The organism is Streptomyces sp. NBC_01428 (assembly GCF_036231965.1).
Lineage (GTDB): Bacteria > Actinomycetota > Actinomycetes > Streptomycetales > Streptomycetaceae > Streptomyces.
On record NZ_CP109499.1, the window covers coordinates 1014864 to 1028208 of the forward strand.

The following is a 13345-nucleotide window of genomic DNA, read 5'->3' on the forward strand; positions in this document are numbered from 1 at the left end:
TTCCGTTAAATGGAATGAGGTGCGCTAAGCTAGGCGTCATGGCGAAAGAGGTCAACACCCGGTTGGTCCATCAGGAACTCGTGAAGGGGCCCGTCGACAAGGCGATGGACGTGCTCGAAGCACTCGTCCAGCCCGGCGGACCCCACCGGCTCGGCGACATCGCACGCCGCACGGGCCTGACAAAACCCACCGTCCACCGGCATCTGCGCACCATGGCCGAACACGGCTTCGCCGAGCCCTCCGAAGGCGGCAGCTATCGCGCCGGCCCGCGCCTCCTCGGCCTGGCCGCCGCGGCCCTGAACGACGGCGGTGTCCTCCAGCTCATCCGCCCCGCACTCGCCGACCTTCGACAGCGCACCGGCCACCTCGCGTTCTACGCGGTCCGGCACGCCGGTGACGCCGTCTACCTCGAACAGTCCGAGCCCGCCCGCGAGTACCGCATGGGTACACAGCCCGGCCACGCCTCGCCCCTGCACGCCTGCGGCGTGGGACTCGCCATGCTCTCGGCACTACCGCCCGAAGAGAGCGCCGCCATCATCCAGGCACCGCACCTCCAAGCCCTCACGTCGCAGACCCTCACCGAACCCGCCGCCCTCAAGACACTCCTGGCCGCAAGTGCACTCCGCGGCTACGCACTCGACGACGAGTACGACGAGTTGGACGTCAGGTCAGTGGCAGCTCCCGTCCTGGACGCAGAGGGCCACGTCCTCGGAGCGCTCGGCATCTCCGGCCCGACCTTCACCCTGGACGACGACAACGTCGAGGCGTTCGGGCCCATGGTGCGCGCCGCCGCCCGCACCGTCTCCGCGGGCCTCGGCAGACGCACACCCCGTCTGGGCACGGCGAGCAGCCCGTTCCAAGGTGAGCGCCCATGAGCACCTTCGACGAACTGCTCGCCGAAGGCCGGGAACAACACATCTACTCGGGCGCCGCCTGGTCCGTCGGAGGCCCGCAGGGACCCACGGACCGCGGATGGACCGGCACCCGAAGCTGGGACGGCCAACCACTGGACGGCAACGACCTCTGGGACCTCGCCTCCCTGACCAAACCCGTCGTCGGCATCGCGGTCATGGCACTCGTCGAACGCGGCGCACTGGGACTCGACGACACCATCGGAACGCACCTTCAGGAATACCGCCCCAGCGACAAGGCGGACCTGACGGTGCGACAACTCCTGACCCACACCTCCGGAATCCCAGGCCAGGTACCGCTCTACCGCGACCACCCCACGCGCGCCCAACTCCTGGAAGCCGTACGCCACCTGCCCCTCACCGCGAAACCGGACACACGGGTCCAGTACAGCTCCCAAGGCTTCATCATCCTCGGTCTCATCGCAGAGGCAGCCACTGGGCAGCCTCTGCGAGATCTGGTGACCCAGCTGGTGTGCACACCGCTGGGCATGCGGCGCACGCTCTTCGATCCGGCACCCGAGCATCGCGAACAGGCGGTCGCGACGGAGAACTGCAGCTGGCGCCGCAGCATGATCGTCGGCCGGGTCCACGACGAGAACGCGGCCGTGCTCCGGGAGCCCAGCGGTCATGCGGGCCTCTTCTCCACCCTCGGCGACATGGAACTCCTCGCCACCGCACTTGCCGACGAAGGCCGCGGGCTGCTGACACCGGCCACCGCCGCCCTCATGACGGCCCCCCACACCGACGCCTTGAACCTGCGTCGCGCACTCGCCTGGCAGGGACAGGACGAGATCGGCTCACCCGTCGGAACGGCGTTCGGCCACCGCTCCTACGGGCACACCGGCTTCACCGGAACGAGCCTGTGGATCGACCCCGCCACCCAGCGCTACGCGGTGCTGCTGACCAACCGGGTACATCCGACGCGGGACAGCGACAAGATCACCGGCCTCCGCCGCGCGTTTCACGACGCCGCCGCGAGAACGGCGGCCCACTAGCCGGGGCCCCGGGTCCCGACCTGGGCACCAAGATGATCGCGGCCGGCAGGAACGTACTGATCAGCGGGTCGCCCGTGCCTTCGCGAGCGCGGGCCGGAGGTGGCCGTCGGACTCTTCGAGGAGTGCGGCAGCGGTGGGGCCGTCGACCTCACCCAGAAGCGTGAGGATCGCGTTCTTCACCTCGTCACCCGTGGCCGTGAGCGCTGCTTCGATTTCATCGTCCGGCGCCCCCGTGGCCAGGGCGACGATCCGACGGGATCGGGCACGGAGCTTCTCGTTCGAGGCACGCACGTCGACCATGAGGTTTCCGTACGTCTTGCCGAGCCGGATCATGACGATCGTCGAGATCATGTTGAGGACGAGCTTTTGGGCTGTTCCGGCCTTCAGCCGGGTGGAGCCGGTGAGCAGTTCGGGTCCGGTGACGACCTCCAGGCCGTGCTCGGCGGCGGCTGCGAGCGCCGATCCCGCGTTGCAGGACAGCCCTACGGTCAGGGCGCCCAGTGCTCTGGCATGTTCCACGGCTCCGATGGCGTAGGGCGTCCGGCCAGAAGCCGAGATGCCCACCACCGTGTCGTTGTCGGACAGACGCAGTTCATCAAGGTCGGCAGCCGCGAACTCCTTGCTGTCCTCGGCGCCTTCGACCGCTGTGACCATCGCGGAGGCACCGCCCGCGATCAGGCCGACCACCTCTGCCGGATCGGTGTTGAAGGTGGGCGGGCACTCACTGGCGTCGAGGACTCCGAGCCGTCCCGCGGTGCCGGCTCCTGCGTAGATGAGCCTCCCACCACGGGCCATGCGCAGGGAGATGGCGTCAATGACGGCGGCGATCTGCGGAAGCATCTCGGCGACGGCGACAGGGACGCTGCTGTCCTCGCCGTTCATGAGCTTCACGATCTCCTGCGTGGGGAGCGCGTCGATCTCGGCGAGCTCGGGCCTGAAGACTTCCGTGGTCAGGGTGTCGAGCTGGGCGCGCAGCCGGCTGTAGCCATCGGGAGAGGCGGCGGAGTTCTTGGTGGCAGTCATGGGAGGGGGTTCTGCTTTCTCAATCGTGCGGCGGTTGGCGGGGGTTCGGGACGTGGCGGTGTGCGAGCGCTTCGTAGGAGGCGGCGAGTGCTGGAGCCGCCGTCGTGTAGGTGCGCTGGGCGATGCCTACGAAAAGGCAGTCGATGAGCAGGAGTTGGCCTGTCCGGCTCGACATGGCGGCCGGTCGCAGTTCGCTTTCCCGGGTCGTGGTGGTGGTGAGGAGGTGGTCGGCGTACCGCGCGACGGGTCCGACCGGGTTTCCGGTGATCGCGATGGTCGTGGCCCCGCGTTCGAAGGCAGCCCGAAGCGGCTCGATGACGTCTTCCGTGGAGCCGGAGTCGGTTATGGCGATGGCCACATCCCCGTGGCGGAGCAACACGGCGTTGGTCACGGCGAGGTGAGGGTCGGTATGCGCGTGGGCGACGAGACCGATGCGAAGGAGTTTTTGCGCCAGGTCCTGGCCGACGAGGCACGAGGCGCCGATGCCATAGACGGCGATACGTCGGGCGGTCGCCGCTGCGGCGACCGCTGCGGCGAGCTGACGGGTGTCCACGCACGCAGCGGTTTCAGCGAGCGTCTGCTGTTCGTCCCGGGCGAGTTTGGCGACCACGTCGGCGATCGGGTCGTCCACTCCTATGTCACTCGTGACGGCCGGGGCTTGGCCGGACTCCTGCTGGGCGGCCAGCACGCTCAGCGCGACACGGAGGTCCCGGTAGCCGCTGTAGCCAAGGATGCGGGCGGTGCGGACCACGGTGGCTTCGCTGGTCCCGGCGAGCCGCGCGAGTGCAGTGACGGTAAGAACGGCACATCCCCCCGGATCCCCGACCAGCACTTGGGCGACTTGCCCCACGGAACGGCTCATCGACGGTGCGAGGGTCCGGACCTTGATCGCGAGAGCGGCGGGAGCGGGCGACGCCGGGCTCCTGAAAGTTTTCTTCACTTCTCGGATCATTCTTGAAATCTATTTTCATACAAGGATCTCGTCAACCTTCGAACCCCGTTGCCCTATATGAGCTCCCGTGCTTGCGGTCATCGGGTGGCATCGTCAAGCACTTCCAGAACATGGCGGTAGGTTCGGCCGGTGGCTCGGGTCATGCCCATCTCACAGGTGCGGTTGCACGAGGCGTACGCGTCGTGCTCCCGCTGCTTCACCTCGGCGGCCTGAGCTGCCGTGGCACCCGCCGTGACCTCGGGATGGAGCAGTCCCCTGTCTCCGGCGAAGGCACAGCAGCTCCAGCTGTCGGGAACGGACACCTCGTGGGAGACGGTCTCCGCGAGCGTACGCAATGCGTCGTCGATGCCCAGGTGCACCGTCGAGCAGGTGGGATGCAGGGCCAGGGAGTTCACCTGTCGAGGCTTCGGCAAGGCGGGAAGGATGCGTTCGACGGCGAACTCGACGCTGTCGACGAAGCGCAGCCCCTCATAGCGAGTGCGTTCTTCCGGTGGCAGAGCATCCGCCAGCTGGAGCAGTCCGTGGGTGCAGGAGGAGGCATCGCAGACGACGGGCAGCGTGCCCTGGTCGGATGCCTTCCACAGGGCGCGCAAGGTGCGTTCCGCCATGGCCCGGTGACCTCGGGTGAAGCCCTTCGACTGCCATGGCGTGCCACAGCACAGGCCGTCCAGTCCGTCGGGGACCCGCACCGCGATGCCGGCCCGATCGCACAGTGCCAAGAACGCCCCGGCCGCTCCCTGCGGGGCTGCGCCGGTCGCACCGTCCGTTCCCGAGGCGAACAGCGTGCCGATGCACGCGGCGAAGAACACGGCTTGAGCCTGCTCGGGTCGACGGGCGGCCGGACGTGGGGGGCCGCTCAGCGGGATGTCTTCCTGCCAGTCCGGAATCAGCTCGGTGGCGCCCAGCCCCCTCATGGTCCGCGTCAGGGCACGGGTGACGGGGGTGGGCACCTTGTGGGCAACCGTGAGAGCGGTGCGTACACCTGCGACCGCACCACTCCAGTGACGGGCGGTGAACGTGCCGACCGACTGGGACAAGGTGCTGTGCCGTTCGCTGCGCAGCCGCTTCATCACCGCACCCGTGTCGATGGCCACGGGGCACGCCGTCACGCACAGGGAGTCGGCAGCACAACTGTCCACGGCGGCGTAGGCGTAGTCGGCTTCCAGCGCCTTGCGCCGATCGTCGTCGCCCTGTGCCGTCGCCAGGGCGATCTCACGTTGGAGGACGATGCGCTGGCGCGGCGTGGTCGTGGTGTCCGCGGTCGGACAGACTGGTTCGCAGTAGCCGCACTCGACACAGCGGTCGAGGTCCTCGTCGACTGCCGGGACGCTCTTGAGATGCCGCAGATGCGCGGTCGGGTCGTCGTCCAGCACGACACCTGGGTTGAGCACACCGGAAGGATCACAGAGCTTCTTGATGTCCCGCATGACCGCGTAGAGCTCATCGCCGTACTGTCGCCGCACGAAGGGGGCCATGACCCGGCCCGTGCCGTGTTCGGCCTTCAACGTACCGCCGGCACCGAGCACGAGATCGACCATGTCGTCGGTGAAACGGGCATAGCGATCGACCTCTGCGGACGAGTCGAAGTCCTGGGTCAGCATGAAGTGCACGTTGCCGTCCCGGGCATGCCCGAAAATGACGGTGTTGTCGTAACCGTGCTGATCGAAGAGACCGATGAGGCCTTCGCACGTCTCGGTGAGCCTGGACATGGGTACCGCGACGTCTTCGAGCAGCGCGGTGGTGCCGACGGGGCGGGCCGCGGCCACAGCTGTATAGAGGCCCTTCCGCAGGTGCCACAGCTTCGCTCGCGCCTTGGCGTCACGGGTGAACCGTGCGCCGCCGATGACCGGGATCCGCGACAGAGCCGGCCGTGCCGCGGCGAGGACCGACTCCAGTGCTTCCACCGTGTCTTCGGTGAACTCCACGAGCAGCGCGGCGTGGCTTTCGATCCGGAGCCCCCGTAGCTGTTCGTCTGCGCTTGCGTCCGTCTGGGCCACGCGCAGCGCAGCGGCGTCGAGCAGCTCGGCGGTTCGCGCTCCTGCGGCCAGCAGTGTCGGCAAGGCGTCGGTGGCTTCGGCCAGGCCGGAGAACATGAGCAGGCCCGTGGAGGCGTGCGGCATGACCGGAACGGTCCGGAAGACGGCGTGCGACACGAATCCGAGCGTGCCCTCGCTGCCGATCATCAAGTGGGCCAGGATGTCGACCGGCAGCGTGTGGTCGAGGAAGGAGTTCAGGGCGTAGCCCATGGTGTTCTTCATGGAGAACTGGTGCGCGATGGTCGTGCGAGAGGTCTCCGAGGCGCGAATCCGATCACGCAACCGGAGCAGGCCGGAGTGGAGTTCGGGTTCTCGCGCTCGCAGGAGACCGTCGGCGTCGTGGGCCGCCGAGTCGACGATCGTGCCCGAGGGGAGAACGAATTCCAGCGATTCCAGCGTGCGGTAGGTGTTGTCCTGGGTACCGCACGTCATGCCGCTGGAGTTGTTGGCCACCACCCCGCCGATCGTGCAGGCCGACTCGCTGGCCGGGTCGGGGCCCAGACGTCGGCCATGGCGCGCGAGCCGTGCGTTCGCCTGGCGGACCGTCAGGCCGGGTTGAACTCTGATACGCAGCCCGTCGTCGAGTACCTCGGCCTGACGCCAGTGGGTGCGCACATCGACCAGCAGGCCATCGGTTCCTGCCTGGCCGGACAGGCTGGTACCGCCGGAACGCAGGGTCAAAGGCAGACCCGTGGCGCGTGCGGCGGCCATCAAGGCCCCCACTTCCTGGGCGGAGGCCGCACGCACGACGGCCTGCGGATCCAGCAGATAGTGAGAGGCGTCATGTGCCGCGGCCGCTCGCTGCGGCACGCCCGTCAGGACCCTGGAAGGGTCACTGACGCAGGAGCGCAGCAGTTCGGCCAGTTCGCCGGCTCGGTTACCGCCGGCGGGGCTCGGTGGGACAACAGATGCAGGGCTCATGGGTCCTTCAGTACGTCGTGGCGGCCGGGGCCGTCTGCATGCACGCCGGTTGAGAGTTCCTCTGGGCGCCGAGCCTCGCCCGGCCTGCCGGTGACGGGGGTCCGCGGCCGTCGTTCCGGGGTGACGTCAGCTGACGATGCGCAGACGCCGCGGCGTATCTGCCACCGCCGGCAAGCTGAGGGGGCCGCGTCCCGGCGTGATGTTTCCCAGGATGGATTCGTGGCGGGCACCGGTGGTGGAGGGAAGCGCACCGCGCACGCCATGAACCGTCAGGAAGCCGAGGACGGCGAACGCCAGCGCCTCCTTCGCGTCGGAAGGCACGCCCAGGTCGTCACTGACCAGCAGGTGGACTCCCGGCAGTTCGTCGCCGATCATCGCGGTCATGACCGGATTGCGTACACCTCCACCGGACATGATCAGTTCGGTGACGTTGTACGCGCGACAGGCGTCAGCGACGGTGACGGCGGTGAGTCGGGTGAGCGTGGCAAGGACGTCGTCCTGGTCGGTCACCGGTTCTGCCGCGAGGACGTCCAGCAGGTACGGCAGGTGGAAGAGCTCCTTGCCCGTGCTCTTCGGTGCCGCCCGTCGGTAGTAGGGATCTTCGAGGAGGCGCGAGAGCAGTCCCGCGTGGACCTGCCCCGCAGCGGCGCGCTTCCCGTCCTCGTCGTAGTCGCGCGCCCCCTGGGTGAAGTGACGTACCGCGGCATCGACGAGGGCGTTGGCGGGCCCGGTGTCGAAGGCCACGGGGCCCTCGCCCGGCGCGACGACGGTCACGTTGGCGATCCCGCCCAGGTTCAGGGCCGCGGGCGTCCCGGTGCGGCCCTGCAGGAGAAGGGTGTCGAGCAGGCCGACCAGCGGTGCGCCTTGTCCTCCTGCCGCTACGTCCCGGGCGCGCAGGTCGGAGACGACCGGCAGGCCGGTCGCTTCGGCGATCCACGCGGGCTGACCCAGCTGCAGGGTTCCTCGCACGGTGCCGTCCTGTACCCAGTGGTGCACCGTCTGCCCGTGTGACACCACGAGGTCGGCGCCGTCCGGGCACAGTGCGCCGACGGCGTGGACAGCGGCCTGCGCGAAGGCCTGGCCCACAGCGGTGTCGAGCCGGCAGACGTCCTCCATCGTTACAGCGGCAGGCGGCAGTGCGGCGCTGATCCGCCCTCGCACGTCGTCGGGGTAGGGCAGGCTCACGGCGCCGCGGGGCCGCAGGACCAGCGCGTCCCCCTCGACCGTGATGTCGGCGGCGGCAGCCTCGATGGCGTCGTAGGAGGTTCCGGACATCAAGCCGATCACACGCATGACACGCCCCCTTCGCGGCGCCGCAGAGGTCCTACCGGTGAGACGAGAGGGCCGGCGAGGGTACGACCGGAGGTGCGCATCATGAGTGCTCCAAGATGGGCGGCCCGGGACGACTCCGGCGACGATGGCCGGGACCGCCCCAGGCCGGGGCGTGCTGCGGTGATGTTCAGGCCACGGTCACGGTGTCCGTCGCGGGTTCGTCGGCCGCTCCTGCCGGCTTCGGGACCGGTGCCTTGTGGAACAGGCTCATCACGCCACCCACGATCAGGGTGACGAGGACGCCCAGGGGCACCAGCCACTGGGCCGCGATGGCGGTCGGTACCGTTCCTCCGGCCGCCGTGACATCGATCTTGACGCTGCGCACGACGTACGTCATGACGCACACGGTGACGAGGAAGGCGATCACGGCGTCGATCTCGTTCGAACGCTTGACGAGCCGGCCCAGCAGGAACGCGCCGAGCAGTGCGCCGTAGGTGTAGCCGGCGATCGTCAGACCGGTGACGTACACGTTGCCGGTGCTGGTGCTGAAGGCACAGGCGAACACCGCCATCAGCGCGGCCCAGACCAGTGTCATCACCCGCGCCAGCTTGAGCAGTGCCTCGTCCGAAGGAGTCCGCTTGAAGAAGGCCTGGATGATGTCCGAAACGGTGGAGTTGGACATGGAGTTCAGTGCGGACGACAGGGACCCCATGGCAGCGCCCAGGATGCCGGCCACCAGCAGACCGGAGATGCCTACGGGCAAGTCGTGCAGGATGAAGTGCGGGTAGAGATTGTCGGCGCTGTCGAGCCCCATGTCCGCAAAGGTCTTCTCGCTGTTGTAGCTCCACAGCAGCGCGCCGACGAGAGAGAACGCCGCGAACTGGACGGCGACGAAAATGCCGGAGCCGATCATGGCCTTCTGGCTGTCACGCAGGCTGTTGGTCGCCAGGATGCGCTGGACGATCAACTGGTCGGAGCCGTGGCTCGCCATCGCGAAGATGGCGCCGCCGATGATCGCGGTCGGCAGGGCGAACGAGCTGGTCATGACGTGCGCCAGGTCGAAGTCGGTGTCGAACAGCTTGAACCGGCCGGCGTGCAGAGCGTCGGAGAAGCCTGCCCCGCCCACGTGACCGCTGAGGACGGCGATCGCCAGGATGGCTCCGCCGACGTACAGCACCATCTGGATGGCGTCGGTCCAGATGACGGCTTTGATGCCGCCCAGGTACGTGTACAGAACGGTGATCAGAGTCAGCACGATGATGATGAGTTTGTAGCTGGTGTGGACGCCGAGCTCGTCGAGCAGGAGCTTGATGGGGATCGCCGAGGCGAACAGGCGAACGCCTTCCGCGAGCAGCCGGGTGAAGACGAACGTCACCGAGGCGAGCCCCTGAAGCTTCAGTCCGAAGCGCTCTCCCAGGTACTGGTAGGCGCTGACGAACCCTCCACGCTTGTACAGCGGGATGAGGACCGTGGCGACGACCACGCGGCCGATGATGTAGCCGAAGGCAAGTTCGACGTTGCCGAAGCCACCGCCGTTGTAGGCGGCACCCGGCACGCTGATGACGGTCAGAACGCTGGTCTCGGTGGCCACGACCGAGAAACAGACGGTCCACCAGGGCATCTTGCCTTCGCCGACGAAGTACTCCTTCGCCGATCTTTGGCGTCCTGACAGGCGCAGGCCGATCCAGGCGATCGCGATCAGGTACGCGACGATCACCAGAAGGTCGAGGTGACGCACGGGCTCACTCCTTTGTGGGGCAGGTGCGGTCGCACCGAGAAGGGACGGCAGGTGCCGGTGCACCGGTGGGGGCGACGGAACGGGGTGGCGTCAACGGCGCGCTGCCCCTGTGGCCATCACCCAGGGGACAGAGACGGGCCGAGGGCCTCGCGTCGGACACGTTTGACGGACGCCTCGTGCGGCAGTCGGCCGGCGAAGGCAAGGGTGCGCGCTCCGGCCAGCGGGTCACCGAGTGGAGGGACCCTGTGCAGGGGCAGGCTCGAGGCCGTGATCAGTGCGTCGAACGGGCCGATCAGCGGCTCACCGAGGCCGACCAGACCACCCGTGACGGCGACGGGCAGGGAGCGCCGTCCGGCAAGGGGCCGGGCAGCCGCAATCACACTCCGGGCCAGAGCCGTCGCGGCCGCGTGCATGATCTCGCCGGCGGCGCCGTCCGCGGCGGCTGCCGCCAGGCCGACTCGGGGAGCGAACGACGCAGCGACGCGAGCAGGATTCTCTTCCTTGGAGAGGATGGCAGGAAGCCGGTCGAGGTCTCCGAAGAGTTCGGTCGCATCGTGACGCAGGACGGTGTCCGCGCCACGGCCGTCGTGGGCGTGCAGCGCCGCCCGGAGCCCGGCCAGCCCGATCCAGGCGCCACTGCCTTCGTCACCCAACCAGGGGCCCCATCCGTCGACGCGGGTGAAGGTCCCGTCGTCACCGATGCCCACGGCGACCGCTCCGGTTCCGGCAGCCAGCACCACCCCGGCCTGGGCCCCCAGCGCGCCTGCATGCGCTGTCACCGCGTCGCTGGTCACAGCGACCTCGTCGGCGGACAGCTGGGCGAGAAGACGTCCCGCCAGCTCTTCCGCAGCTTCGGGCGCCGCTGCGGCGCCGGCTGCTCCGACAGAGACGGCGGCCAGGTGCGTGCCGTGCCACTGTCGAAGAATCGGCCTGCTTGCGGCGAGCACCGCGGTCTCGGCGGTGGCTGCACCACCGAGTCCGGCCAGGCCAGGGGCGCCGGCCCCCTCGCACAGGAGCAGGGGCTCATCGCTGTGGTCGGTCCAGATCGCGGCGCGACAGCCGGTCTTGCCCAGGTCCACAGCCAGCACGGCTGTCATGCGAAGACTCTCCTATCGGAGACAGGCAGCTGGCCGTCTCGGTTCGTCAGTCCGCAGGGTCGTTCGATGTCCAGCGAGTATCGGAACAGCAACCTCCGCATGTCAATAAGTTACGGGCAATCATTTCTGAAGTTTATTTTTGACCCCCGACCCGGAACGTCGCTAGGCTGGCCCCATCCACAACAGGAGGACCGCATGGCGCATCCGGCCCCCCGACGCGACGCCGTCGACACCGCGCGAGAACCGGCGAGCGCAGACATCCTGATGCGCATCCGCGGGGCGCTGCCTTCCCTGGCCCCCTCCGAGCAACGCGTCGCGGAAGCCGTGCTCTCCAATCCAGCCGCGGCCGCGCATCTCCCCATCGGCGCCCTCGGCAACCTGGCAGACACCTCGAGCGCCACCGTCATGCGCTTCTGCCGAGCCATCGGTCTCGCCAAATATCCTCAGCTACGACTCGCGCTTGCCAGCGCGGCCGCACGCGAAGACGTCCTGGGCGGCGACAGGCCGGCAGTCACCACCGACATCAGCGCGACGGACACACTCGACCGCATCGTCGAGAAGATCATCTACAACGAGGTCCGAGCCCTCGAGGAGACCGGCACCGGAGTCGACATCGACACCCTCAGCCGCGCCATCGACGCCGTGAGCCACGCCCGCCGCGTAGACATCTTCGGCGTCGGCGCCAGCGGCTTCGTGGCACAGGACCTGCACCAGAAACTCCATCGCATCGGCCTGATGGCCTTCATCTGGACGGACACGCACGCCGCGTTGACGGCGGCAGCTCTGCTCAGGCCTGAAGACGTCGCCGTTGCCATCTCGCACTCCGGCACGACGCAGGACACGATCGAGCCCCTACAAGTCGCAGCGGAGCGTGGCGCAACGACCATCGCTCTCACCAACTTCGCCCGCTCCCCCCTCGCGCAAAGCGCAGACCTGGTGCTCACGACCAGCGTCCGGGAGACCCCGTTCCGCTCCGGCGCCACCGTCAGCCGGATCGCCCAACTCGCCATCATCGACTGCCTCTTCGTCGGAGTCGCCCAACGCTCCTACGACGAGTCGACAACGGCCCTGCAGAAGACCTTCGGCGTGATCCATCGCCGCACCCGCCAGCCGGCTTCCCGCCGCTCCCCTGGCGACGACTGAAGCGTTCACAGCGTGTCCGGGCAGCTCAACCATCCTGCCGTCGGCCGGTCGTGCACTTCAAAAACACGCGCTCCGAAGGTCCATCCCCGACGCCGCAGAAGGCATTAGCGCGTGCCTCCTAGTCGATGACGTTGTTGGACAAGCCGTGGCGCACTGGATCCGTCTTGACTCTGCGGAAGCGCGTAGTTGGAGAGCCCGAAGACGCCGCGGCTGCACGCTGCGGACGGGCTACGTCATCAACTCGATGTGCGGATGCTCGGGCTCTGCCGGGCAGACGAACAGGTGCTGCCGGTAGCCGCTACCTATCTGGACCCCGGTCGCGTTGTAGCCGCGGTGGCCGGGGTACGGTCCAGCACCGGGGTGGGGGTGCGGAGACCAGCTGTTCCCGGCGTCGTCCCCTTCCTCGAACGTGGCGACGGTCATCAGGACCTCCATGCCCGTGCCGCACTCGGAGCAGGATTGCGAGCTGGGGTCGGTGGAGTTCCAAGCGGGCCAGCCGCCGACCTTCCAACCAGGTGCGTTGGACAGCACACAGTCGTAGTACGTGTCCGGGTCCATGTCTTCCTCTGCTGCCTGCGGCACACTCCATTCCTTGAGCTGCTCCCGCAGTTCCTCGCTCAGCTCCAGATGGTCGGGGTACTCGGTGATCTGCTCCGGTTCGAGCACGCACGGTTCCGGTAGATAGCCGTCGAACTGCACTGCGGGCGGCTCGGGGGGCGTGTCGAGGATGTCGGTGACGGCGGCTGCCGAACGCCAGCAGAGCAGCGTCCTGGGCATGATCGGATGGTCGAAGGGGCACCACAGAACCTGCAGCAGGTCCTTGCCCTCGGGCGGGCTCAGATCGGGCACATCCCGTACGTACAGCTGCGCGACGGGCAGCATCGCCATGGGGCCGTCGTACGCCTGGGCCGCCCGCCTCACCGGATACGTCCGACGGGGCCGGATCCGCTCGAGACTCTCCCGTTCCTCCGGAGTCAGGTCCCGGCCGTGCGAGGCGGTGAAGATCCGTCGTTCCAGCCGCAGATCCGCCGGGGACTTGGCTGGGTTGATGCCATCCACCACATGCGGTTCCTCGCAGTGCGGCCACGGCTCCTCGGCGGGCCACAGCAGCGGCCCGCCGATCGAGCTGTCGTGCCACGTCGGCGCCCCAGGGCGGGGGTGCAGGCGGGTCGCCGTGCGGGCCAGCGGGGCCAGTTGGGGAAAGACCGCGGCAACGTCGATCGGCCGTGGCGGAGTGACGGGGGTGACATTCATGGC

10 protein-coding genes are annotated in these 13345 nt (G+C 68.4%); 3 read left to right on the forward strand and 7 right to left on the reverse strand.

Annotated elements, in window-relative coordinates; all coding sequences use genetic code 11:
- Nucleotides 1-38: 38 nt before the first annotated feature.
- Both OG406_RS04490 and OG406_RS04495 read left to right on the forward strand, forming a co-directional pair.
- Nucleotides 39-875: an IclR family transcriptional regulator gene (locus tag OG406_RS04490; RefSeq protein WP_329184120.1), complete on the forward strand. Its 837-nt coding sequence runs from the start codon at nucleotides 39-41 to the stop codon at nucleotides 873-875.
- On the forward strand, nucleotides 872-1906 hold the full coding sequence (locus tag OG406_RS04495; protein WP_329184121.1) for a serine hydrolase domain-containing protein: 1035 nt from the start codon (nucleotides 872-874) through the stop codon (nucleotides 1904-1906). Before OG406_RS04490 ends, OG406_RS04495 begins: the two co-directional genes overlap by 4 nt.
- 60 nt (nucleotides 1907-1966) lie before the next feature.
- Here the strand turns inward: OG406_RS04495 and murQ are convergent, their stop codons facing one another.
- From murQ to OG406_RS04525, 6 genes are all read right to left on the reverse strand, one after another.
- Nucleotides 1967-2929, reverse strand: a complete 963-nt coding sequence (gene murQ, locus OG406_RS04500; RefSeq protein ID WP_329184123.1) for an N-acetylmuramic acid 6-phosphate etherase — start codon at nucleotides 2927-2929, stop codon at nucleotides 1967-1969.
- Between the two features lie 19 nt (nucleotides 2930-2948).
- Complete coding sequence (locus OG406_RS04505) at nucleotides 2949-3881, reverse strand: MurR/RpiR family transcriptional regulator (RefSeq protein ID WP_326841612.1); 933 nt, start codon at nucleotides 3879-3881, stop codon at nucleotides 2949-2951.
- Nucleotides 3882-3958: 77 nt separating this feature from the next.
- Nucleotides 3959-6838 (reverse strand): FAD-binding and (Fe-S)-binding domain-containing protein, encoded by a 2880-nt coding sequence (locus tag OG406_RS04510; RefSeq protein ID WP_329184126.1) that lies wholly within the window; start codon nucleotides 6836-6838, stop codon nucleotides 3959-3961.
- A 126-nt stretch (nucleotides 6839-6964) separates the two neighbouring features.
- Nucleotides 6965-8131, reverse strand: coding sequence for an anhydro-N-acetylmuramic acid kinase (locus tag OG406_RS04515; RefSeq protein ID WP_329184128.1), 1167 nt, complete (start codon nucleotides 8129-8131; stop codon nucleotides 6965-6967).
- A gap of 166 nt (nucleotides 8132-8297) precedes the next feature.
- The gene (locus OG406_RS04520) at nucleotides 8298-9848 is read right to left on the reverse strand and encodes a sodium:solute symporter (RefSeq protein WP_329184130.1); all 1551 of its coding nucleotides are present in this window, start codon (nucleotides 9846-9848) and stop codon (nucleotides 8298-8300) included.
- Nucleotides 9849-9964: 116 nt separating this feature from the next.
- Complete coding sequence (locus tag OG406_RS04525) at nucleotides 9965-10945, reverse strand: N-acetylglucosamine kinase (protein ID WP_329184132.1); 981 nt, start codon at nucleotides 10943-10945, stop codon at nucleotides 9965-9967.
- A 195-nt stretch (nucleotides 10946-11140) separates the two neighbouring features.
- Between OG406_RS04525 and OG406_RS04530 the strand changes: the two genes are divergently transcribed.
- Nucleotides 11141-12088, forward strand: a complete 948-nt coding sequence (locus OG406_RS04530) for a MurR/RpiR family transcriptional regulator (RefSeq protein ID WP_329184134.1) — start codon at nucleotides 11141-11143, stop codon at nucleotides 12086-12088.
- 228 nt (nucleotides 12089-12316) lie between these two features.
- Here the strand turns inward: OG406_RS04530 and OG406_RS04535 are convergent, their stop codons facing one another.
- Nucleotides 12317-13342 carry a hypothetical protein gene (locus tag OG406_RS04535; RefSeq protein WP_329184136.1) on the reverse strand — a complete coding sequence of 342 codons (1026 nt, stop codon included), beginning with the start codon at nucleotides 13340-13342 and terminating at the stop codon, nucleotides 12317-12319.
- Nucleotides 13343-13345: the final 3 nt, after the last annotated feature.